Consider the following 23237-nt stretch of genomic DNA (forward strand, 5'->3'; position numbering starts at 1 on the left):
AGTTCGGTGTAGTAGTGGTAGCCGAGGATGTCGGCCAGCGACCGCGCCGCGGGGGCGTGCGGATCGATGTGGGAGTGGGGATCGACGAACGTCGCGACCTCGAGGCGGTCGAGGATCCCGGCGGCGACTGGATCGCTCATCGGCACGGCAGGCGACGCGGTCAGCGCCCCCCTCCCGCGGCCTCCCGCTCCTCCTGGGCGTCCCGCTGATCGAGGGAGTCGTCGGTCTCGCTCGCGCGGTCCTCCATCTGCTGGTCGCGCTGGTCGAAGACGTCGTCGCGCTCGGAATTGCCGCGCTCGCGCAGTTGGTCGCGCTGGTCGAGGCGGTCGTCAGTCATCGGCCCGTCGTCGCCGAACGGATCGGCCGGGTCGGCCCGGCGCCGCGGCAGGCTCGGCCGCTCCGCCGCCTCGGCGGGCACGCCGGGCTCGGGGCGGACGGCGCGGCCCGGGGCGACCGGCTTGGCGGCCGGCGGAACGAGCGGCTCGGGCTGCGGGAGGACCGAGCGCGGACGGACACGGCGGCGAACATCGGCCTCGGCATCGTAGATATCGGCGTAGCGGCCGCGGATCGCCCCCTCGTCGCGCTGCACGGCGGCGATCCGCGCCCGGGCGCGGAACTGCTCGAGCCGCAGCCGATCGCACCCTTGGACCCGCTCCAGCGACCGCGAGACGTTGATCCCGCCGGCACCGGCCGCCTCGCGGTTGGCCCCCTCGGCGAAATCGATGTCGGCGTCTTCGATCCTGCCGAGCTTGAGCGCGGCCAGACCGCGGAAGTAGTAGGCCCGCGGATCCTCCGTGCCGGCGTCGATCGCCGCCGAGAAGGCCTCGTGGGCGCGGCCGAAATCGAGCGTGTGGAAAGCGTGGACACCGGAGCCGTAGGCGTTGCTCACCGCCAGCGGGTCGGCCGGCGTCGCCCCCCCGGCGACGGTCGCGGCCAACCAGCCCGACAAGCCGAGCACCGCGACCCCGACCTCCACGCCGCCCCGCACGCGCCTGCCGCCGACGATCGTCATGGGATGTCCCCGGGGTCCTCCGACACGTTTCACGAATCGTATCGGCCGACGACGATGGCGGCTGCCGGAAAGGTCCCCACCCCCGCACAACCCCACCCGCAGCAGCTCACCCGGGCCGCAGGGTCCGCGCGTCCCCCGCCTCCCACCGCGCTGACGCATGGCGGCGGAACGTCGCCTCGTCGAGAAACACGCCGGCTCGGGGCAGCTGGGCCATCACCGGCGAGGCCGGCCACCCGCAGGCGGACAGCAGACGGTCGAAGACCGTCGCCGGGCAGCTCCCCTTGATCTCCACGGCCAGGAGCCGGCCGCCGAGGTCGGAGAGCTGCGCGTCGAATTGCCACGCGCGCGCCACCGGATCGACCCCGACCACCGATCCGTCGGGTTCGGCATAGACCCCTTCCATCCGGGCGATCGACTCCAGCGCGTCGTCGAACGAGATCGCAAACGGCGGGATCCCCGCACCTCCCGCCGCCAGTGTCGGCCAGGTGCCCCAGGCGTCGGCATGCACCGGCCCCGGCGACACCGGCCGGAGCGCGTGGATGACCGCCTCGAACGCCATCCCCGCGTCAACGCCGGGGGGTGGTGGCGGCGGCACCGCGGCGGGCATCGTCGTCACGCCGTCGGCGACCCAGTGCGCGTAGGCATCGCCCCCCTCGACCCGGGCGACGAGCGCTTCCGGCAGGTCGTAGGGATGGTCGGCCACCAGCGCCGCCGCGCACGCCGCCGCCGCCGCGGGGGTCGTCTTGCAGGTGCAGCGCCACTCCTCCGCGCACTCGATCCGCCCCTGCCAGCGGTAGACGCTCGTCACCGGCCCGTCGATCTGCACGCACGCGGCCAGTCCCGCCTCGAGGAGCCTGCGGGCACAGGCCTCGGCGCGGAGCCGATCGGGAAACGTCGTCCGGACCTCGACCAACGATTGCACGCCTCGTCCTCCCTTCCGCCCGCGCGTGGCGGGCGGTTGTCCCCACGCCGCCCCGTCACGCCGCCTCGCGCGGGGCCCCGCGACCGTCGCCGACCGTCGCCAGAGGCCGGCGCGGATCGTCGAACCCGTCGAGGGCCCAGACCACGCTCGCCGCCGACGTTCCGTCGAGCACGACCGCCCGGACTGGCTCGAACGCCGCGACCCCGGGCACGATCCGTGTCGCTCCCGGGCCACCGACGGTCGTCGCCCCGCCGGTGGCGACTCCCTGGCCCGGCGGCGTCGGGCCGAGCGCGACGCAGCGGACACGCGGCGCGGGTGGGCGCGAGACCGGATGGCCGAGCACCACGACCTCCGCGGCCAGCGTGAATGCCCGCGGGTCGGGAGGGCCGGTGACCGCCTCGAGCCATGGCGACGGGGGGCGGTCGGGGCGCGGGTCGATCGCCTCGAGCCACGTCGCCAGGGCATCGAGCGGATCGAACGGCGCGATCGACCGCGGCCGCAGCCGCCGGGCGCGTTTCCACCAGGTGTCAACGGCCCAGCGCCAGGCATCGACCAGCGCCGCGCGCGTCCCCGCCGCGGCCAGCGGGGTCTCCAGTGCCGCGGCGACGACTGCCGGCATGTCGAGCGGTGACTCGGCTGCCGCCAGCCGGCGCACGAGGCGCCCCGCCGGCAAGCCGATCACCGCCGTCGCGAACGGCACGAGGAGATCGACGAGGACGCTGTCGAGGAGCGACGGGCCGACCTCGCCGGCGGGTCCGACGCGGGGGCGCGACCGGTCGACGGCGGTGGCCTCGTGGCCGTGATGGATCACCACTCCGCCCGTACCGGTCCCCGAACCGACGGCGATCCCCAGCCGCGCCGCGAGCCGCCTCCCGCCGGCCTGTTCGATCCACGGGTCGCGGTCGCCAGCGAGCAGGAGCAGCCCCACCGGCACGCGCACGACGCGGTCGGCCCGCGGGCGCCCGCGCGCGTCGGCCGCCGGCACCGGCAGCCCCGACCGAACGAGCTTCACCAGCCCGTGGAGCGTGTCCCAGGCGCGGGCGGCACTCGCCCGGGTGACGGCACGGCGCAGCGCCGCCGCCTCCGGTCCGCCGTCCCAGGGGCGAATGGCATCCCCCCAGCGGCGGCTCACCAGCCAGTCGAACGTGTCACCGGCGAACACCACGTCGACGCGCTCGACCGGCCGGTAGCTGCCGTCGGGCCGGCATCCCACCCGGGCGGCGGCACGCTGCACGGCGATGGCGAACGCCCGGCCGCGCCCCCCCTCCGGGCCGGCGCCGAGCGAGCCGTCACCGATTCCCCAGTTGGATGTGACGACGAGCATGCGGTGGATCGAAACCGGGACCGCTGCCGCCGGGTTTCGGCGGCGGCGGGTCGGACCGAGGACCGGACCTGCCGCGCGAGGACACGGACCGAATCCGAAACACTCCGGTGTTCCGGCACCCGATGCGGTGGCGTGGGGCAGGCCGGTCCGGACCCGCTCCCTGTGTCTCTCTTCGTCACCGACAGCCGTCACGGTCCGCCGGAAACGCCGCCGCCGGTCCTCACCGTCACCGGCGGCGCGGCCGGGACACCCGCCCGGCGGCGAATGCGGCGCGGGCTGGCCGCGGTCCGCGTCGCCGGTTCAAGGCGCGAGGAACGTCGTCGAGCAGACCCCTTGGCCGCTGCCGACGATGTCGTCGGCGGTGACCGTGGCCATCGCCTGGCCGATGCTGCCCGGCGGGAGCCGGTAGGAAACCTCGAAGATCGCGTGGCCGCCCGGGGGCAGGCCGCCGACGGCATCGAACGTCACGCTCCTTCCCTCCATCCTCACCCGCGACGGCACCGGATCGCCGAGGAACCGCGCCTGTTCGGGGATCGACACGACCACGTTGAGTTTGCCGGTCGGGGCGTTGCCGTCGTTGGTGACGGTGCAGACGACGGTCGTCCCACCACCGGGGGCGACCGGATCGTCGAGGTCGGCGAGCGTCACCCGCAGGCCGGCATCGGCCATCGTCCGCCGGGAGGGACGTGCCGCCGGCGGCGTCATCGCCGCCGGCGGGGGTGCGATCGCGGTCGGAACCGGTGGCACGGCCACCGACGGCGGGGCCGCCGCCCGAATCGTGACGCACGATTCATCGGCCACCATCTCGCCGCCGGCAGTGTCGGTGACCACGGCCTTCACGCAGGCCCGCGCGGTGCCGCGGTACCCTCCGGTGACCGTCTCCGGCCGGAGGTCGACCTCGCACTGGTGCGCCGAACCCGGCGCGAGCGCCGGGAGGGTCCAGGAGATCGTCTGCCCGGCAAGGACGTGCCCCTCGGTCGCCTCCAACGGCGTGAACGGATCGTCCCAGCGGATCTCGAGTTTGGTCACGGACGACGGCGTCGCGCCGGTGTTGCGCACCGTGGCGATGAACTTGCCGACGCCCCCGACCGTCGCCTCGGCCGGCCCCGTCAGGCCGAGGCTCAGCGCCGGTGCGATCGGCTCGGTCGGCCGTGGGAGCGGTGGGGCGACGACGCTCGCCGCGGGAGGAGCGAGTGGCGCGGGGACGACGATCGGCGGCGTCACCATCGGCGGTGGGGCCAGCCCCGCCGGCGGGGCCGGGGTCGGCGTGGCAGCGGCAGCGCTCGGGGCGGCGACCGGCGGCGCACCCGGCGCGGGGAGCACGAGAATGCACTCGGTCGCCTTTCCCATCAGCTGGTGATTCTGGTCGATGATCTCGACACGGTGGCACTGCCGCCCGGGCTCGTCGAGGAGGAACTCGAGCGTGAGGCGTTTGCTCGTGCCGGCGGCGAGGTCGATCGTCCCCTTTTGCTCGATCGGGCTGACCGACGCCTCATGGTGGAAGCCGGCGTCGAAGTAGTCGACGATCCGCAGCTTCTCGAGATTGCGTCCCGAGCGGTTGACCAGCTCGACCTCGTAGGCGACCTTGTCGCCCACCTTGCCGGACAGCGGTCCGGTGACGTCGACGACCACCGGATCCTCGCCCCGCGCGGTCATCCCCGCGCCGATCACGATGGCTGCCCACAGCCACCCGCGTCGGGCCCCGTTCGTCGCTCGCTCCATCGCCATGCTCCCCTCGCTCGCTCGGGAGGACCTGCTCCGCCGCGCGCCGCCGACGGCACCCCGGGCGTGACGGCTCCGCCGCAGCTTCTTCCCTGACCCCCTCACCCGGGGGCCTGGACGTCGCCCCACATTACCACCCCGACCGGGCGACCGCCCACAGCGCTTCGCCGCAAGGACCGTGGCGGTGTCGCCTGACCGGCCAGCGACTACACTCCCGCGCGTGACCTCGCCGCCGCGGCACCGTCTTCCGCGGCGGCAGACGTTCTCCTTCCATTGCCACGAGATCCTCGCCCATGGGCCCCAATCGCGTCCGGTCGTCGCTCGTCATCCTCGGCGCGCTGCTCGCCATCCCGTCGGCCGCCCCCCTCCGTGCCCAGGGGCCGGTCGACCAGTCGACGTTCGACCGCAGCATCCGCGTCCAGGACGACCTCTACAACCACGTCAACGGCACGTGGCTGAAAAACACGCCGATCCCGCCCGACAAGAGCAACTACGGCTCGTTCATCGCGCTCGACGACCTGTCGCGCGAGCGGATCCGTGAGATCGTCGAGCAGGCCGCCGCGACCGACGCCCCGGCAGGGAGCGACGCCCGCAAGGTGGGCGACTTCCACCGCGCCTTCATGGACACGACCCGCGTCGAGGCCCTCGGGGCCAAGCCGTTGGCCGAGCTGCTCAGCCGGCTCGACGGCGTGTCGACGCACGACGAGATCGCCTACGCCTTCGGAGTCGCCGGTACGCTCGGCGTCGCCGCGCCGGTCGGCCTGTTCGTCGGGATCGACGACAAGGACTCGACCCGCCACCTGACCACGGTCGTCCAGGCCGGCCTCACGCTCCCCGACCGCGACTACTACCTCAAGGACGGCGAGAAGGAGACGGCCGCCCGGGGGGCGCTGGTGACCTACGCCGACCGGCTGTTCACGTTGCTCGGCGACGGCACCAAGGCGCCGGGCGAGACGGTCCTGGCCCTCGAGAAGCGCCTCGCCGAGATCCAGTGGCCGCGGGTCGAGCTGCGCGACGCCCTCAAGACCTACAACAAGTTCGCCACCGCCGAGTTCTCCGGGAAGACGCCGCAGCTGCGCTGGTCGACGTTTCTCGAGGCCGCCGGCACGCCGGGCATCGCGGAGGTCAACGTCGCCACGCCGAGCTACTTCGAGAAGCTTGCGGCGCTATTCGAATCGGTCGACGTCGCCACCTGGAAGACGTGGCTCCGCTTCAAGCTCGTCGACGCCTACGCGACCTTCCTCTCGCCGCCGTTCGAGGAGGCGCACTTCGACTTCCACGGCCGCAAGATCGCCGGGATCCAGGAGCCGCTACCGCGCTGGAAGCGCTCGGTCGACGCGCTCAGCGGCAAGGGGGCGGGCGACTTCGGCGCCCTCGGAGACGTCGTCGGCAAGCTGTATGTCGAGCGCCACTTCACGCTGCAGGCCAAGGCCCGGATGGACGAGCTCGTGAAGAACCTGCTGGCGGCGTTCGGCACGAGCATCGACGAGCTGTCGTGGATGACGCCGGCGACGAAGGCCAAGGCCCGCGACAAGCTCGCGAAGATCACCACCAAGATCGGCTACCCGACGACGTGGCGCTCCTACGACGGCCTCGAGGTCCGCCCCGACGAGCTCGTCGGCAACGTGATGCGCTCGCGCCGCTACGAACACGAGCGCAACACCGCCAAGCTCGGCAAGCCCGTCGACCGCGACGAGTGGGGGATGACGCCGCAGACGGTGAACGCTTACTACAACCCGTCGCTCAACGAGATCGTGTTTCCCGCGGCGATCCTCCAGCCGCCGTTCTTCTCGGTCGACGCTCCCGACGCCCTCAACTACGGCGGCATCGGCGGCGTGATCGGCCACGAAATCAGCCACGCCTTCGACGACCAGGGGAGCCGCTACGACGGCGCCGGCAATCTCGTCAACTGGTGGACCGACGCCGACCGGGCGGCGTTCGAGGCGCTCACCAAGCGGCTCATCGACCAGTATTCCGGCTACGAGCCGCTCCCCGGCCGGCGTGTGAAGGGGGATTTCACGCTCGGCGAGAACATCGCCGACCTGTCGGGCCTGGCGGTGTCCTACAAGGCCTACCAACTCGCCAAGGCGGGCAAGGAACCGGAGAAGGTCTCGGGGTGGTCGGGCAACCAGCTGTTTTTCGTCGGCTGGAGCCGGGTCTGGCAGCGGAAGTACCGTGAGGCGGAGCTGGTGAAGCGGCTCCTCACCGACCCGCACAGCCCGTCGCAGTACCGGGCCAACGGTCCGGTGATGAACCTCGATGCCTTCCACGACGCGTTCGGCGTCAAGGAGGGCGACGCGCTGTGGAAGCCGACGTCGGAGCGGATCCGGATCTGGTGACGGACCGGCGAGTCGCGCCAGTCGGGTGACTCGAAAACCTACCGGCGCGCCTCCGCGATGGTCTCCCCATGCAAGCCGCCAGGGGGGGAGCGCCGTCATCGACGGCTTACGTTCAGTCGCCGGCCGCCTTCTCGAGGGCACGCTGGAGCCTTGTCCACGGAGCCATGTCTTCGGCCAACTCGCAAATCGGCCGGATGGTCTCCTCGAGATAGACGACGTCGAGCCGGTCACGATGCCGCCGGGCGATGCCGACGGCGTCGAGCATGTCCTTGTCGCGGCCGGCGAGAACCTTGAACAGGATCAGATCCTCGGCCGAGGGGAACGGCAGCCGGAGGCCGAACAATTCGTGGACGCTGGCTCGCCGCGCGGCCACCTCCTCGAAGGGGAGCGACGCCGTGATCAAATCGAACCGAAACATCCCGCGGCGCAGGCGGATCGTACCGGTCGTCGCCAGTCGCTCCCGCTCGACTTCCTCGGCCACTTCGAAACCTGCCCTGGCCGCCCGCCGGATCAGGGACTCGGCCTCGGCTGCCGACACGAACACGACCGCATCGGCATCGGCTGTGGTTCGCGGTTCCCCCACGACCAAGACCGCCAAACCACCGACGACGAGGTACCGGATCCGGAGCTCCTCGAGAAACCCGAAGGCGAACCGGCAAAAGTCGTCAAACGCGTTTGCTGCCACCGGGATCCTCGTCGCACCGGCCGAGTGACCGTGGATCGATGCCCAGCGCGATCGCCAGGCTCCGGGGTCCGTCATCCTCCGCACACCGCGCCAGCTCCATGATTTCCGATGTCAGCAGCGCCTCGCCCACGGCGATCGACTCCTGCGGAGTCATCTTGCGGAGCACATCCCAGCGCTCCCGGTCCGAATCGCGGCTGGAGATACGGGGATTACGGATCACGATCGCATCATACCCTGCGGTTCGATCCGCGGATGTCCGCCACGCTCCGGCCCGGGAGCGATCCGCTCCGTCGGCAACGGCGTCCGCGGGCTCCCCGTCAATCGACGCGGTGGCGGACGATGTCCCCCTCGACCATGTAGATCACGTCTTCGGCGACGTTCGTCGCCATGTCGGCGATCCGCTCGATGTGCTTCGAGATCGAGTTGATCCGCAGCAGATTCTCCAGCTTCGCCGGCTCGGCGCGGATCGCCTCCATCATCCGCCGGCGGACGCGCTGGCGGGCGTCGTCGACGGCGTCGTCCTGCTCGCGCACCTTCCGCGCGAGCACCGGATCGCCGTCGATCACCGCCCGGAGACAGTCGCGCACCATCTCCTCGGCGCGCATCGCCATCGTCCGGATCTCGGGGGGCAGCTCGCACTGCGTGCCGGTCGCCAACGGTCCGACACGCTTGGCGATGTTGGTCGCCAGATCCCCCATCCGCTCGAGGTCGTTGTTGATCTTCAAGGTCGAGACCACGAACCGCAGGTCGGCTGCCACCGGCTGGTAGAGGGCGAGGATCTTCAGGCACTCCTCCTCGACCTCGACCTCCATCCGGTCGATCTGCTCGTCGTTGTCGAGGACGCGCTGGGCGAGCCCCTGGTCGAGGTTGATCACGGCGGTGATCGACTTCGAGATCGCCTCCTCGACGAGCGTCCCGACCCGCAGGATCTTCTCCTTGAGCGTGGCGATCTGCCGCTCGATGTGTTTGGTCACGGCACCCGTCTCCCTGCCCCGGCGTCACCCGAACCGACCCGTCACGTAGGCCTCGGTCTCGCGGAGGATCGGCTTGGTGAAGATGTCTGACGTCGGACCGTACTCGATCAGCCGCCCGAGGTACATGAAGGCGGTGTAGTCGCTGGTCCGGCTGGCCTGCTGCATGTTGTGGGTCACGATCAGCACCGAGTAGGTGCCGCGCAACTCCTGGATCAGGTCCTCGACCTTGCCGGTGGCGATCGGGTCGAGCGCCGAGCAGGGCTCGTCGAGGAGGAGGATCTCGGGTTCGGCGGCGATCGCCCGGGCGATGCACAAGCGCTGCTGCTGCCCCCCCGACAGCCCCAGCGCACTCTCGCCGAGCCGGTCCTTCACCTCGTCCCACAGGGCCGCGCCGCGGAGGCTCGTCTCGCACACCTCGTCGAGGACCGTGCGCCGGTTCTCCCCGTCGATCCGCAGCGCGTAGACGACGTTCTCGTAGATGCTCATCGGAAACGGATTCGGCTTCTGGAACACCATCCCCATGCGCTTGCGCAGGTCGATGACGTCCATCCGCGGGTCGTAGATGGAGTCGCCGCGGAGCCGCATGTCGCCGGTGGTGCGGACGTTCTGGACGAGGTCGTTGAGCCGGTTCACGCTCCGCAACAGCGTCGATTTGCCGCAGCCGCTCGGCCCGACCAGCGCCGTCACCCGGGCGTGGGGTACCGGCATCGTGATCGAGTGGAGCGCCTGTTTGGTCCCGTACCACAGATTGAAGCGGTCGATCTCCAGCACCGGCGATTCCTCGAGGACCTGCCGATGAACTTCGGACGGTACGGCGTGCCCCGCGGCGACCGCGGCGAGACGGTCGTCGGTCGGGGGCCCCTGTCCAGGAGCCGAGGCGGGAGCCGTTCCGACCGGGCGGGGATCGAATGACCTCGGCATGGGCACCGCGAGACTGGAGGGAGGAAGACGACCGCGTCTGACGCACGTCAGCCAGGATAGCAGTCTGTGGACACGGTGATCGGCTGCCGGATGCGGCCGTTGGCGACCCGGGGAACCCTCGGCTTTTCCGGTGGGCGCCAGCGTGGACACTGGCCACGGAGGGCTTTGTCCATGGGCCGATCGTCGTCAAAACTGCTGGGAGACATGCCGCTGCCGCAGGCGCGAGCGTATCCAGATCGCGGCCAGATTGAGTCCGGCGATGATCGCCACCAACAGGAACGTGATCGTGAACACCAGCGGCCTGGCCGCCTGGGCGTTGGGGCTCTGGAAGCCGACGTCGTAGATCAGGTAGGCGAGGTGCATGAACTCGCGCTCGGGATGAACGAACGGAAACGTCGCGTCGATCGGCAGATCGAGGGCCACCTTCTTCACGCCGACGAGGATCAACGGGGCCACCTCCCCGGCGCCCCGCGCCATCGCGAGGATCAGCCCGGTCATGATGCCCGGAAGGGCCCGGGGAAGGACGATCCGCCGGATCGTCTGCCACTTGCCGGCGCCGCAGGCATACGATCCCTCGCGCATCGAATTGGGCACGGCCGCGAGGGCCTCCTCGGTCGCCACGATCACCACCGGGAGCGTGAGCAGGGCCAAGGTCAACGCCGCCCACAGCAGACCACCGGTGCCGAATGTCGGCTGGCCGTCGGCGACGAGCGCCGACCGGAAAAACAGTTCATCGATGCCGCCACCGACGACATAGCAGAAGAACCCCAACCCAAAGGCCCCGTACACGATGCTCGGCACGCCGGCGAGGTTGTTGATCGCGATCCGCACGACGGCTGTCAGCGGACCGCGATCCGCGTACTCCCGCAGGTAGATCGCCGCGAGCACACCGAACGGGGCAACCAACAAAGCCATGATCAGCGTCATCGCGATCGTGCCCCAGATCGCCGGAAACACGCCGCCGGCACTGTTGGCCTCGCGCGGATCGTCGCCGAGAAACTCGCCCCAGCGACCGGCGTAGACACCGAGTTTGCCGCACCAGGAGAGGCGGTTGGGCTGCCAGGCAGTGACGATTGCGTCGAGAGGAATCGCGATCTCGCGGCCGTCGGCAGTGGCGAAGTCGAGGATCCATCCGGCGTTCGGCTGACGGAGCTCGGCGGTGCGACGGTCGAGCTCACGCTCGGCATCGGCGGCGCTCACCGCGAGGGCACGCTCCGCCGTGGCCGCCGATCGGGCGGCGGCCGAGTCGTCGCCGGCCGTGAGACGGGCGTTGGTCGTCGCGAGTCGAGCGGCACGCAGTTGGCGTTGCAGACGACCGCGCTCGACGCGATCGATACGGCGGATCATCGCGACGCGCCGGAGGATGTCGGGATGCCGTTCACGGAACCGTTCCCAGGCAGCATCGGGGCCGTCGGCAACGATTTCGTCGCCGTGCCGCAGCCGTCGCGGCACCCCGTGGAATCGCCCGCCTTCCAAGCGCTCGACCGCGGTGGCATGCGGCGGTCGTTCCGACGCGGTGATCAGCGCGTCGTCGCACCATGTGAAGTGCGTGCCGAGAAGGTCGAAATTCGCCGTCCGCAACAGACGCCGCGTGGTCGCCTGAAGCCCCGCATCCCCATCCGTCACGACCCGCTCACGGGCACTGATCTCGCCGAGAAGCACCGTACCGTCGCGACGATGGATCTCCTCCAGAGGGACCGGCCAAAACGTTCGCGCACCCTGGTAGACGATCAGTCCCAGCAGCACCGTGATCATCGCGACGGCCAGCCCGAGGGCTCCTCCCGTGAGCCACAGCCAGGGCTCGCCCTGCGCGGTGAAGGCGGCGTATGAAGAACGCGGCCGTCGTGAGCGGACCGGATCAGAGCTCATGGGCCCTCCTCCGGAAGCGCTGTCGGACGACCTCTGCCGCGGTGTTGATCACGAACGTGATCGCGAACAGTGTCAGTGCGGCGAGAAACAGCACGCGATAGTGGGCGCTGTCTCGCGCCGCCTCGGGGAGCTCGGTGGCCACCGCCGCCGACAGCGTCTGGAAACCGCTGAACAGATTCCATTCGAGGATCGGCGTGTTGCCGGCCGCCATCAGGACGATCATCGTCTCCCCGACGGCCCGACCGAGGCCGATCATCACCGCCGAAAACAGTCCGCTCCCCGCTGCCGGGATGATCACCCGGACGGCCGTCTGCCAGGGGGTCGCCCCGGCTCCGAGCGAGGCACTGCGCAGATGTTCGGGGACGCTCGACAGGGCGTCGTCGGCCAACGTGAACACCAGAGGAATGATGGCGAAACTCATGCCGAAGGCAACGACCATGGCATTGCGCTGCACGTAGCCTCCGACAACGAGCTCCCGGGGATCGACGCGCCACGCGTCGAGGAACATTCCGCCGAGTACTGCCAGCAGCACGGCCGCACCCAGTGCAACGGCAAACGTTCCCAGCGCCGCCAGCGCCGATCGCCCCGGCGGCCAGTCAGCCAGACGGCGCCGTAGCCAGGGATTGACCACCTTGGCGACGATCAACGCGACGACGAGTGCGGCGATCGGCGCCAGTGTCAGGAGCCAGCCCCCGAGTGCGTGCCCTTCGCCACGGTCGAGCCACGCCCGCAGGCTCCCGGCGAACAGCACCCGCTCCATCGATGGAGCAGCGAGCCAGGCGAGCAGACAGCCGAGCGGGAGACCGACGAGGGTGATGAGCGGAAACCGCCACCCACTGCCACCGACGCGAATCGGCACCGGCAATGCCTGCCAGACATGGGCCGCGACGGCGAGCGTGAGGGGTACGACGAACAGCGCGAGGATCACGGCCGGAAGCTGGCTCTCGACCAGCGGCGCGAGCACCAAACCGGCGACGAATCCGAGGACGACGCTCGGCAGACTCGCCATCATCTCGATCACCGGCTTGATCCGCGCGCGCCACCGTGGGTGGAGGAATTGGCTCGAGTAGACGGCTGCCAGCAGCGCCACCGGCGTGGCGAACAGCATCGAGTAGAACGTCGACTTGAGCGTCCCGACCACCAGCGGCACGAACCCGTATTTGGGCTCGAACGCGTCGTGGCCGGTGGTCTCCCAGGCGTGCACCGCGGCAGGGTAGTTCTCGTACCACACCGGCGTCAGGAGCGTCCCGACCGAGACCTCCGGAAAACCGGGCTCGAAACCACACGCCCACACACCGCCGTCGTCGGCAGCCAGCAACGTCCGCTCCCGAGGTCCGATCGCCAGCGAACGGGGGCTCCCTTCACCCGTCGCGATCGAGAGCAGCCGTTCGCCCGAGGTCGCCTGGAGAATCCGCACAGGGCCACGGGCAGCCACGGCCGCGAAGATGCGGGACCGCGGCGAAGCGGCAAGAGCAACGACCGGCGACCCGGAATCGGCCGCAGCGATCGTCCGTGCGACGGTCATCGCCAGACCATCGGCTGCGTTCGACTGCTCCGACCGGACGGTGAACAACACGTGCACGTCGCCACGCTGGTCACCGATGGCGAGACTACCTCCTCCGAACAGCCGGGCCACGGCCGTCACTGCGGTCCCGGTGGGCGTGGCGGCGAACTCCTCGGCCAGAGCTGGCGCGGCGATGTCACGGATGGAATATCTTCGCCCGCGCCCGTCACGGGCGACGAGGAACAATTGATCGCCGAGCTCGGCGACCCGGGCGAACGCCGGCAGGAAATCCTCGGCAGCCGTCGAGAGCGTGGCGCCGTCTCGGCTCACGACGACCTCGTCGGTGAGGAGATTGCGGCGCGACGAGGTGGTCTCGATACGGACGGTGCCATCGGCGGCGAGCGCCACGACGATCGGCCCCCGAGGCCCCTGGGCGAAATCGACGTCGATGACGGGGGCTCCCAACGGCTCCGACGCAGGGCCCGTAGCCACCGCGATCGGCGAAACCCGGGCCCATTGCTCGGAGCCGGTGCGCACCACGACCGCGTCGTTCTCGACCAATACCCCACCGACAGCCAGATCAGTGGCCGCCGGAGACAATTCGCCGCGGCTGACGAAAGCCGACTCCAGACCGAGCCGGCCGACCTGAAACGTGCCGTCAGCGCGGCCGACGACTGAGTCGAGCCGGCCGGGAAGGACGCGGAGCGTCGTGCTTCCTCCGATCCACTCGCTCGTGACCGGCACGTCGAGGAGGGTCGAGCCGCGCTGCGCGTCGAAACAGACGAACCGCCCTGCGTCGGCGTCGACCCACCAGCCGATCCGCCCCTGCTCGTCACATCCCAGTGCGACCGGGCCCGGCTGCAAAGCTCCTCCCGCGCGACCCTGGACACCGCCGCGCGCCGGAAAGAACAACGGCACCGCGACGGCGAGCAGGAACAAACCCATCATCAGCACCGCGGCGATCGTCCCCACGCCGGCCGTGGTGATCACGAATCGGGCCACTGCGTCACCGATACGGACGCGGCGTGAGGAACCACGACGCACGCGGCCGGTAAAGGTGTCGTGACGGGGCATACGGGATGGCATCCGGCAGTCACGGAAATGACCGGCGGGCCATTACCGTGCGGTGATCCCGACCGACTCCAAGCCCCGTCTGGCGATCGCCGCCGTGATCGGCAGGTAGCCATCCTTGACGACATCGGCCTGGCCGCTCCGGCTGAGCACGTAGCGGAGGAACTCGCGACGCAGCGGGTCGAGCGGGGTGTCCTTCCGATGGTTCACCGACAGGTAGAGGAACCGCGCCAGCGGATAGTCGCCCGAATAGGCGAACTCGGCCTCCGCAGCGACCGCCGGCGCTCCCGCGCCCGGCGCCAGCGGAACGGGACGGACGTCGGCGGTCCTGTAGCCGATGCCGCTGTAGCCGACGCCGTAGCGGTCGCTGGCGACCGCCTGTAAGACCGCGGAGCTTCCTGGCTGTTCCTTGACGGTCGGTTTGAAATCCCCTTTGAACAGGGCGTGTTCCTTGAAATACCCATACGTGCCACTCGTGGCATTGCGCCCGTAGAGGCTGATGGAGTGATTCTTCCAGGGCCCCTCGAGACCAAGATCCCCCCATGTCAGGATGTCCTTGGTAAGCCCACCGTTGCGATTTTTGGAGAACATCGCGTCGACCTGCTGGAGTGTGAGCTTTTCCAGCGGATTGTCCTTGTGGACGAAGACCGCGAGCATGTCGATCGCCACCGGGATGACCGTCGGGGCATAAGCATGACGCTGCTTGAAGGCGTCGATCTCCGAGTCCTTCCAATCGCGGCTCATCGGGGCAAAGCTGCACGTGCCCTCGGTCAGCGCCGGCGGGGCGGACGCCGAACCTTTGCCTTCGATGCCCTCGCGGACGCCGGGATACGAGCGTTTGAAGCCCTCTGCCCACAGGGCCACGAGGTTGTTCATCGTGTCGGAGCCGACGCACTTGAGCGTGCCCGCGACCTCTCCGGACACCTTCTCGTACGGGGGCAGTGCGGCGTCGATATCGGCAGCTGCGAGCTGTCGGAGTGCGGCGATCCCACCCGCCACCGACACGGCCATCGCCGACCGTCGCCCCAATCGCAGTCTGCTGTCACGCATCGAGGTCACCTCGGGACTTCGGGGGCATGTCCCTAGCCCCACTCGATCGAAAAACTTATACCCGCGGGAGATGAGTGTTTCGTGAGCGGGCGATGCCCACCGGCGCGGGCAGCTCACCCGGGGCGACCCCCCGGCTGGCGCTGCGGGGCGAAGCCGCGGCGGAGCGTGTTTTCGGTGACCACACGCGGCACGACGAACTGCTCGAGGTAGTCGGGTCCTCCCGCCTTGCTCCCGATTCCCGACATCCGGTAGCCACCGAACGGCTGGCGCTGGACCAGCGCCCCGGTGATGCCGCGGTTGAGGTACACGTTGCCCGCCTCGAGGCCGTCGCGGGCCATCTCGAGGTGCGCCGGGCTGCGCGAAAACACGCCGGCTGTCAGTGCGTAGGGGGTGTCGTTGGCGAGGGCCACGGCGGCGGCGAAGTCGCGCGCCGCGAACACCGCGAGCACGGGACCGAAGATCTCCTCCTGGCCGAGCGGCCCGCGCGGGTCGACGTCGGCGAACACGTGGGGCCCGACGTACCAGCCGCGCGCGGCCAGCACCGGATCGGGGTCGACCGCGACGACGGTCCGCGCCTCGGTGCTGCCAATGCCGACGAACCTGCGCACGCGCTCCACGGCGTCGGCGTCGACCAGCGGCCCGACGCGCGTGCCCGGCTCGGTCGCCGGTCCGATCCGCAGGCTCGCGACCGCCGGAGCGAGCTTGGCGAGGAAGGCGTCGTGGACGCGCTGGAGCACGATCACGCGCGAGCAGGCGGAGCACTTCTGCCCCTGGTAGCCGAACGCCGACTGGACGACGGCGAGCACCGCCTCGTCGAGATCGGCGTCGTCGTCGACGATGATCGCGTTCTTGCCCCCCATCTCGGCGATCACGCGCTTGACGACGCGGCCCCCCGTCGCCGACGCCGCGGCCGCCTCTTGGTTGATCGCCATCCCGACGGCGCGGCTGCCGGTGAACGCCACCAGTGCCGTCGCCGGATGGGTCACCAGATCCGGTCCGACCTCCTCGCCACGGCCGGGGAGGAATGCGCAGACCCCGGCCGGCACGCCGGCCTCGAGGAGGATCGTGTGCAACCGCCACCCGACCGCCGACGATTGCTCGGCCGGTTTCATGACGACGCCGTTACCGGTGACGAGGGCGGCGGTGGTCATCCCGGCGAGGATCGCCAGCGGAAAGTTCCACGGCGCGATCACCACGGCCACCCCGCGCGCGCGGACGGTGGAGACGTTCTCCTCGCCGGGCACGTCGACGCGCCGCGGGGCGGCGAGGGCGACGCCGTGGTCGGCGTAGTAGTCGCAGAAATCGATCGCCTCGGCGACGTCGGCGTCGGCCTCGCGCCACGGTTTGCCCACCTCGCGGACGATCAGCGCCGCCAGATCGAAGCGCTGCCGGCGGATCACGGCCGCCGCCCGGCGCAGCACCGCGGCCCGCTCGCCCACTCCGCGCGCCTCCCAGGCGGGACGGGCGGCGGCCACCGCCTCCACGGCGCGCCGCGCCTCGGCGGGTGTCGCCGCCGAGACCCGCGCCACGACGATCGCCGTGTCGCCGGGGTCCGTGCGCTCGAACCCCGGCAGGCGTTCGGGCCGGCCGTCGATCACCATCGGAACCTCGAGCGGCCCGCGCGCCAGTTCGGCGTCGATCCGGGCCAGTGCCGCGGCGAACGTGTCACGGACGGTGGCCAGGGTGAAGTCGGCGAGCGGCTCGTTGCGGAAGTCGACGGTCGGCTCGGGGGGATCGAGAGCCTCGCCGGGGCCGGGACGCGGCGGCAGGAGGAGCGTGGCCGGGGGAACGTGCTTCACGAAGCCGGCGCGGAGAAACGAGTCGTTGGACGAGTTTTCCAGCAGCCGGCGGACGAGATACGCCATCCCCGGCACGAGCTGGCCGTAGGGCATGTAGATCCGGAGGCGCTGCCCTTCGGCGGTGACCGCGTGCTTCTCCGGATCCCCCATCCCGTAGAGCATCTGTATCTCGGGAGCCTTGGGGGGCAGGCCGAGATGGCCGGCGACCGCCATCGCGTGGGCCAGCGAGCGGATGTTGTGGCTGGCGATCGCCGGACGCAGCCACGGCGACTGCTCGAGCAGCCAGGTGGTCGCCGCCTCGAAGCAGGCGTCGGTCTGCCACTTCAGCTCCCACACCGGCACCGGCCAGCCCGCCGCGCGGGCCTGGATCGTCTCCTGATCCCAGTACGCCCCCTTCACGAGGCGCACCCACATCGGCGTGCCGCGCCGCCGGACCCAATCCCCGAGCGCGACCAGATCGCGGTGCGCCTCCCGGAGGTAGCACTGGATGACGATCCCGCACCACGGCCAGTCGCGGAACTCCTCCTCCCCGGCGATCTTCCGGAAGATCGCCAGCGCGAGGTCCTTGGTGGCATGGCTCTCCATGTCGACGTGGATCTGCACGCCATGGGCCCGCGCGAGCCGCCACAGCGGCCGCAGCCGGTCGAGGACCCGGGCGGTCGTGCCCACCGGATCGATGGCATCGAACTGGCTGTCGAGCGCCGACAGCTTGAGCGACAGGTTGACGCGCGGCAGCGGATCGCCCGGATCGCCGTCGACGAGCGGATCGGCCGGCCAGCGCGCGGCCAGGGCCGGGAGCTCGACGATCAGGCGCGCGTAGGCGGCGGCGTAGGCGTCGGCATCGGCGTCGGCGGTCACCGCCTCGCCGAGCAGGTCGAGCGTGAAGCCGCGGTGCAGCCGCCGCTCGGCCAGCGCCGCCTTGGCCGCCTCCCCCGGGGTGGTCCCGGCGATGAAGCGCCGTGCCTGCGAGAGCACGGCGGCGCGCACCGCACGCGCCGCCAGAGGCGCGAGCATCCCGCTCCGTGCCGCCTGGAGGGCGGCGCGCACCGCCAACGGCAGGCGGGCGAGGACGTCGTCGTCGATGTATTCACGGATGTGCCGGTCGAGGGCCACCGGGTCCTCGAGCATCGGCATGCAATCGACGAGCCGAAACAGGCGAACCTTCAGATCGTCGTCCTGGGTGGCCCATTCCCCGGCCTGCTGGACCCAGAACTCGGTCGAGACCTTCGACGGGCGGGCCTCGAGCGCGCGATCGAAGAGGCGCCGACCGATCGCCTGCGTCCGCGCCTCGATCTGGTCGCGGTCGGCCGCCGACAACCGGCTGGTGAACAACCCGGCCGCGAAGCGCCGCGCCTCGTCGCCATGAACATCAGCCATCGCGATGCCTTTCGGGCATTCCGCCGGGATGTGCACTTCGCTGCGACACCGATTTGGCTTCGGAGCCGCACCCTGGCCCCGGTCGCATGGAAATGGCGGGCAGGTCGGCCGGCTTGGGCATCGGCGGTCCCTGATCAGCAGTGGATGACCCCGTCGAACCCCCGCCATGGTAGCGAACGAGAGAAGCCGAACGCCCTCCCCGTCTGCCCAGCCCGCGCCGGCCTCCCAGCCGCCGGATCCGGCGCACGAATCGGCACAACCCTCACGTCCAACGCGACCGATACCTCTTCCGGGCTTCCCGTCGCCCGGCCAAGCGACATCCGCCCCCCATCGCGAAGCGCTTCGATTCCCGTGCGCCCCGCCGTTCACGCCGCCGTGCCACCGTCTTGCGGTCCTCCGCGACCGCCCGGTCGCCGTGTCGACTCGCCCCGTTGGTGGCGCTGGGTCGCTTCAGCGCTCGGGTGGGCACTGCTGCTGGCCGTTGCCGGGCCGGGTGTCCTGCATGCCGACGATGCCCTTCCACCCCCGCGGGCCGAATCAGCTTCCTCCACACTCGACCAGCCACCGCCGGTCGCGGGGTGGAGCGATGGCGGTGCGCAACCCGGGTTCCTCGTCGCCGAGACCGGAGCGATCGAGGAGATCGCCCCTCCTGGCGCCGTGCCCGCGTGGGACGACAAAGCCGACGGAGGAGGCGGACCACCGATCCTTGGGCACCCGGTCGACAACCCGTTCGACCTCGCTGCCGACGAAGAGGCACATGACCCGCTGTTGCGCTATCCGTCGAGGCCTCCGGCCGGGTTCACCGGCCGGTCGAGCGTGATCCCGGAGGAGGAGCAGGAGTCGTCGCACTTCGTCCCGATCGAGGACCGCTGGCGCCAGGGGCTGCCGGAGTGGGACCGCTACGGCAAAGGGCATCCACGCCTCGACGACTATCCCTGGGCGCCGGGCAACTGGCTCAACCCCTACACGCAGCACCTCCTCAAGGAAGACTTCCCGATCGTCGGGCAGCACACGTTCTTCGACCTCCGCGTCGCCAGCCACTCGATCGTCAACTGGCGGCAGGTGCCGACCCCCAACACCCCCTTCGAGTCGACGCCGACACCGGGGCAGTACGACTTCTACGGCAACCCCAACGGATTCCTCTACCTCCAGTACTACACGCTCGCCTTCGAGCTCAATCACGGCGACAAGTCGTTCAAGCCCAACGACTGGCGGCTGCGGATCGTGCCGGTGTTCAACCACAACTACCTGGCCGTCGAGGAGCTCGGCGTCGTCAGCCCCGACGTCCAGCTCGGCGACACGCGCTACCGCGGCTTCTCGACGATCGAGGAATGGTTCGTCGAGTCGAAGATCGCCGACCTCAGCCCCGACTACGACTTCATGTCGGTCCGTGTCGGCTCCCAGCCGTTCACCTCCGATTTCCGGGGCTTCATCTTCAGCGATCTCAACCGGGCGATCCGGCTGTTCGGCACCCGGCTGGCCAACCGCGATCAATTCAACGTCGCGATCTTCGACCAGCGCGAGAAGGACACCAACAGCTTCCTCAACACGTTCGACAGCCGCGGCCAGGAGATCCTCGTCCTCAACTACTACCGGCAGGACTTCCTCTTCCCCGGCCACACCGCCCAGACGAGCTTCATCTGGGACCACGACCAGAAGAGCCTGCACTACGACAAGAACGGCTTCCTCGTGCGCCCCGACCCGGTCGGTGCCGCGACGCCGCACGAGGTCAATGCCCTGTACGCCGGGATCACCACCGACGGACACATCGAGGGGATCAACGTCACCAGTGCCCTGTACTACGCCTTCGGCCACGACACGCTCAACCAGCTCGCACTCCAACCGGTCGATATCGGCGCGACGATGGCGGCCCTGGAACTCTCCTACTCGCCCGACTGGATCCGCTTCCGCGGCAGCGTGTTCTACGCGTCGGGTGACAACGACGTGAACGACGGCCGTGGCGGCGGCTTCGACGGCATCGTCGACAACACCCAGTTCGCCGGCGGCGAATTCAGCTTCTGGGTCCGCCAGCAGATCAAGCTCCTCGGCACGAACCTCAAGAACCTGTTCAGCATCTACCCCGACCTCCGCGCCAGCAACAAGTTCCAGTCGCAGGCCAACTTCGTGAACCCGGGCCTCCAGCTCTACAACGTCGGCGTCGACTTCGAGCTCACCCAGCGCACCCGGCTGATCACCAACTGCAACTTCCTGTTCTTCGACACGACGGCGCCGCTCGAGGCATACGTCTTCCAGGACAACATCTCGCGCGAGATCGGCACCGACCTGTCGATGGGCTTCGAGAGCCGGCCGTGGCTCAACAACAACTGCATCATCCGCGCGGGCGTCTCCGGCCTGCTGTGCGGCAACGGCTTCGATGCCCTGTATGGCGACGTCAACGGCAAGGTCGACAACCTGTTCGGGAGCTTCATCGACGTCGAGGTGGCTTTCTGAATATCGCGCGGCGGAAGCCCTCCATGGCCTTCCGCCGCTTCGCCGAGCGGTGGGAACGCCGAGGGTTCCCACGCTCGGCGGCCGCCGCATCCGGCGGCGGCTTTGGCGGCGGGCGATCATCACCGAAAGTCACACGGAGTCGTCGGCAGTCAGATGCGCCAGTGCTTCAACAAAATCCGCGAAGCCCCTTCGCCGTCGCCCTCGCATCGGCCCGTCGCAATGTCGTGCGGGTCGATGCGAGGGCAGAGGCGCGAGGGGCGTACCCCTCTGTCGAGCCCGAGCTGAGGATCCCTGGACCGACCCAGGCCGGGGCTGCCGGAGACCACCATGCCAGAAGCCCTCGTCGTCGTCGACGTGCAGCGCGACTTCTGCCCCGGCGGGGCGCTGGCCGTGCCCGATGGCGACGCCGTCGTGCCGGCCGTGAATCGCCTCCTCGAAGCCGCCTCTCTCGCCGTCCTGACGCAGGACTGGCATCCCGCCGACCATGTGTCGTTCCACGTCTCGCACCGCGGCACAGCGCCGTACGAGACGATCTCGACCGGCCACGGCGAACAGGTGCTGTGGCCGGTTCACTGTGTCGGCGGAACGCCCGGCGCCGATTTCCATCCGCTGCTCGCCTCCCACCGGGCCGCGCTCGTCCTCCGCAAGGGGCTGCGGCGGGACGTCGACAGCTACTCGGCGTTCGTCGAGAACGACCGGGTGTCCACGACCGGCCTCGACGGCTTCCTCCGCGCCCGGGGGATCGACGCGCTGGCCGTCGTCGGACTCGCGCTCGACTACTGCGTGGCCCGGACGGCGCTCGACGCCGCCGCGCTCGGCTACCGCGTCCGCGTCGTCGAGTCGGCCTGCCGGGCGATCGACCGCGACGGCTCGGGGAAGGCCGCCCGGCGGGCGCTTCACGCCGCCGGCGTGATCGTCGAACCGTGAGGACCACCGGGATGCAAGATGCCTCGTCGCCCGGCGGTGCACCCATCGTCGGGTCGCTCCTCGACACCGACTTCTACAAGTTCCTCATGTGTCAGGTGGTCCACCGCCACCATCCCGACGTCGAGGTGACGTTCGAACTGGTCAACCGCAGCCGCTCGGAACGACTGGCCGAGCGGATCGCCGAGGCCGACCTCCGCGACCAGCTCGACCGGACGCGGGCCCTGGGGTTCACGGCCGACGAGGTCGCCGCGTTGGGTGCACTGGAGTCGGGCCCGGGCCAGGCGCTATTCTCCGCCGAGTTCCTTACGGCGCTGCGGCAGCTCCGTCTCCCGCCCTACCAACTCGCCATCCACGACGGGCAGTTCGTGCTCACGTTCACCGGCCCCTGGCCGGCCGTGATGCTCTGGGAGGTGCCGGCACTGGCGGTGCTGATGGAGCTTCGCAGCCGGGCGGTCGAGGCGCGCCTGCCGGCGGCGGTGGTCGCCGAGGCGCGGCGGTCGGCGCGTGCGCGGCTCGTCGGCAAGCTCGCGCGCCTGGCGCAGCTGCCCGGGCTCGCGCTGTCCGATTTCGGCACGCGCCGCCGTCACTCGCTCGCCTGGCAGGAGCTGGCGGTGCTGCAGGCCCGCGACGTGCTCGGCGCGGCGTTTACCGGCACGTCGAACGTCCTGCTCGCCGTCCGCCATGGCCTTGTGCCGATCGGGACCAGCGCCCACGAGCTGCCGATGGTCTACGCGGCGCTGGCCGACGGCGACACCGACCTCGCCGCGAGCCCGTATCGCGTCCTCGCCGACTGGGAAGCGACCTACGGCGCGGCACTGCGCGTGATGCTCCCCGACACGTTCGGCACGGCCGGGTTTCTCGCCCGCGCCCCGGACTGGGTCACACGGTGGAGCGGCATCCGCATCGACTCCGGCGATCCGGCGGCGATCGCCGACCTCGCCATCGGCTGGTGGCGGCAGCGCGGCGAAGACCCGGCCGGGAAGCGCGTGATCTTCTCGGACGGCCTCGACGTCGACGAGATCGAGACCCTCCACGCCCGCTACGCTGGCCAGGTGCGGGCCGGCTTCGGCTGGGGCACGCTGTTGACCAACGATTTCCGCGGCCTCGCCCCCGGCGACGGCCTCGCCCCGTTCAGCCTGGTCTGCAAGGCGGTGGCGGCCGATGGCCGGCCGACCGTGAAGCTCTCCGACAATCCCGGCAAAGCCCTCGGGCCGGCCGCGGAAATCGCCCGTTATCATCGCGTGTTCGCCGTCGGCGACCAACCCGACCGGCCGGTGGTCGTGTGAGCGG

Annotated in this window: 16 protein-coding genes and 1 pseudogene; 4 read left to right on the forward strand and 13 right to left on the reverse strand. The window is 70.4% G+C overall.

Annotated features, from left to right (window positions below; all coding sequences use genetic code 11):
- The 5 genes and pseudogenes from FJ309_13740 to FJ309_13760 form a co-directional block, all read right to left on the reverse strand.
- On the reverse strand, positions 1-140 hold a 140-nt coding region (locus FJ309_13740), incomplete at its 3' end, for an amidohydrolase (protein MBM3955654.1).
- A gap of 20 nt (positions 141-160) precedes the next feature.
- Complete coding sequence (locus FJ309_13745; protein ID MBM3955655.1) at positions 161-1012, reverse strand: hypothetical protein; 852 nt, start codon at positions 1010-1012, stop codon at positions 161-163.
- A gap of 619 nt (positions 1013-1631) precedes the next feature.
- Positions 1632-1934: pseudogene (locus tag FJ309_13750) on the reverse strand (divalent-cation tolerance protein CutA).
- A 55-nt stretch (positions 1935-1989) separates the two neighbouring features.
- Entirely contained in the window at positions 1990-3258 is a 1269-nt protein-coding gene (locus FJ309_13755; protein MBM3955656.1) for a hypothetical protein, read from the reverse strand.
- A 300-nt stretch (positions 3259-3558) separates the two neighbouring features.
- The gene (locus tag FJ309_13760; protein MBM3955657.1) at positions 3559-4980 is read right to left on the reverse strand and encodes a hypothetical protein; all 1422 of its coding nucleotides are present in this window, start codon (positions 4978-4980) and stop codon (positions 3559-3561) included.
- Positions 4981-5273: 293 nt separating this feature from the next.
- Here FJ309_13760 and FJ309_13765 point away from each other — a divergent pair, with 293 nt between their 5' ends.
- Positions 5274-7319: a M13 family metallopeptidase gene (locus FJ309_13765; GenBank protein MBM3955658.1), complete on the forward strand. Its 2046-nt coding sequence runs from the start codon at positions 5274-5276 to the stop codon at positions 7317-7319.
- A gap of 112 nt (positions 7320-7431) precedes the next feature.
- Here FJ309_13765 and FJ309_13770 read toward each other — a convergent pair whose 3' ends face one another.
- From FJ309_13770 to FJ309_13805, 8 genes are all read right to left on the reverse strand, one after another.
- On the reverse strand, positions 7432-8004 hold the full coding sequence (locus FJ309_13770) for a hypothetical protein (GenBank protein ID MBM3955659.1): 573 nt from the start codon (positions 8002-8004) through the stop codon (positions 7432-7434).
- Positions 7985-8224, reverse strand: a complete 240-nt coding sequence (locus FJ309_13775) for a hypothetical protein (GenBank protein ID MBM3955660.1) — start codon at positions 8222-8224, stop codon at positions 7985-7987. Before FJ309_13775 ends, FJ309_13770 begins: the two co-directional genes overlap by 20 nt.
- Positions 8225-8321: 97 nt before the next feature.
- The gene (gene phoU / locus FJ309_13780) at positions 8322-8978 is read right to left on the reverse strand and encodes a phosphate signaling complex protein PhoU (GenBank protein ID MBM3955661.1); all 657 of its coding nucleotides are present in this window, start codon (positions 8976-8978) and stop codon (positions 8322-8324) included.
- A gap of 24 nt (positions 8979-9002) precedes the next feature.
- On the reverse strand, positions 9003-9899 hold the full coding sequence (gene pstB / locus FJ309_13785; protein MBM3955662.1) for a phosphate ABC transporter ATP-binding protein: 897 nt from the start codon (positions 9897-9899) through the stop codon (positions 9003-9005).
- A 186-nt stretch (positions 9900-10085) separates the two neighbouring features.
- On the reverse strand, positions 10086-11768 hold the full coding sequence (gene pstA / locus FJ309_13790; GenBank protein MBM3955663.1) for a phosphate ABC transporter permease PstA: 1683 nt from the start codon (positions 11766-11768) through the stop codon (positions 10086-10088).
- Positions 11758-13293, reverse strand: a complete 1536-nt coding sequence (locus tag FJ309_13795; GenBank protein ID MBM3955664.1) for an ABC transporter permease subunit — start codon at positions 13291-13293, stop codon at positions 11758-11760. Before FJ309_13795 ends, pstA begins: the two co-directional genes overlap by 11 nt.
- A gap of 1095 nt (positions 13294-14388) precedes the next feature.
- Positions 14389-15354 (reverse strand): phosphate ABC transporter substrate-binding protein, encoded by a 966-nt coding sequence (locus tag FJ309_13800; protein ID MBM3955665.1) that lies wholly within the window; start codon positions 15352-15354, stop codon positions 14389-14391.
- Positions 15355-15506: 152 nt separating this feature from the next.
- Entirely contained in the window at positions 15507-18569 is a 3063-nt protein-coding gene (locus FJ309_13805) for an aldehyde dehydrogenase family protein (protein ID MBM3955666.1), read from the reverse strand.
- A 375-nt stretch (positions 18570-18944) separates the two neighbouring features.
- Here FJ309_13805 and FJ309_13810 point away from each other — a divergent pair, with 375 nt between their 5' ends.
- The 3 genes from FJ309_13810 to pncB all read left to right on the forward strand — a co-directional run bounded on the left by FJ309_13810 (position 18945) and on the right by pncB (position 23233).
- Complete coding sequence (locus tag FJ309_13810) at positions 18945-21020, forward strand: hypothetical protein (GenBank protein MBM3955667.1); 2076 nt, start codon at positions 18945-18947, stop codon at positions 21018-21020.
- Between the two features lie 327 nt (positions 21021-21347).
- Positions 21348-21947, forward strand: a complete 600-nt coding sequence (gene pncA / locus FJ309_13815) for a bifunctional nicotinamidase/pyrazinamidase (GenBank protein MBM3955668.1) — start codon at positions 21348-21350, stop codon at positions 21945-21947.
- Between the two features lie 11 nt (positions 21948-21958).
- Positions 21959-23233 (forward strand): nicotinate phosphoribosyltransferase, encoded by a 1275-nt coding sequence (gene pncB / locus FJ309_13820; GenBank protein MBM3955669.1) that lies wholly within the window; start codon positions 21959-21961, stop codon positions 23231-23233.
- Positions 23234-23237 lie beyond the last annotated feature (4 nt).

This window comes from Planctomycetota bacterium (assembly GCA_016872555.1).
Taxonomy (GTDB): domain Bacteria; phylum Planctomycetota; class Planctomycetia; order Pirellulales; family UBA1268; genus F1-20-MAGs016.

What these genes read in the sequence shown, in the direction of transcription:
- FJ309_13745 (MBM3955655.1), bottom strand. Translation starts at nt 1,012, where the DNA reads ATGACGATCGTCGGCGGCAGGCGCGTGCGGGGCGGCGTGGAGGTCGGG.
- FJ309_13755 (MBM3955656.1), bottom strand. Translation starts at nt 3,258, where the DNA reads ATGCTCGTCGTCACATCCAACTGGGGAATCGGTGACGGCTCGCTCGGC.
- FJ309_13760 (MBM3955657.1), bottom strand. Translation starts at nt 4,980, where the DNA reads ATGGAGCGAGCGACGAACGGGGCCCGACGCGGGTGGCTGTGGGCAGCC.
- FJ309_13765 (MBM3955658.1), top strand. Translation starts at nt 5,274, where the DNA reads ATGGGCCCCAATCGCGTCCGGTCGTCGCTCGTCATCCTCGGCGCGCTG.
- pstB (MBM3955662.1), bottom strand. Translation starts at nt 9,899, where the DNA reads ATGCCGAGGTCATTCGATCCCCGCCCGGTCGGAACGGCTCCCGCCTCG.
- pstA (MBM3955663.1), bottom strand. Translation starts at nt 11,768, where the DNA reads ATGAGCTCTGATCCGGTCCGCTCACGACGGCCGCGTTCTTCATACGCC.
- FJ309_13795 (MBM3955664.1), bottom strand. Translation starts at nt 13,293, where the DNA reads ATGACCGTCGCACGGACGATCGCTGCGGCCGATTCCGGGTCGCCGGTC.
- FJ309_13800 (MBM3955665.1), bottom strand. Translation starts at nt 15,354, where the DNA reads ATGGCCGTGTCGGTGGCGGGTGGGATCGCCGCACTCCGACAGCTCGCA.
- FJ309_13805 (MBM3955666.1), bottom strand. Translation starts at nt 18,569, where the DNA reads ATGGCTGATGTTCATGGCGACGAGGCGCGGCGCTTCGCGGCCGGGTTG.
- pncA (MBM3955668.1), top strand. Translation starts at nt 21,348, where the DNA reads ATGCCAGAAGCCCTCGTCGTCGTCGACGTGCAGCGCGACTTCTGCCCC.
- pncB (MBM3955669.1), top strand. Translation starts at nt 21,959, where the DNA reads ATGCAAGATGCCTCGTCGCCCGGCGGTGCACCCATCGTCGGGTCGCTC.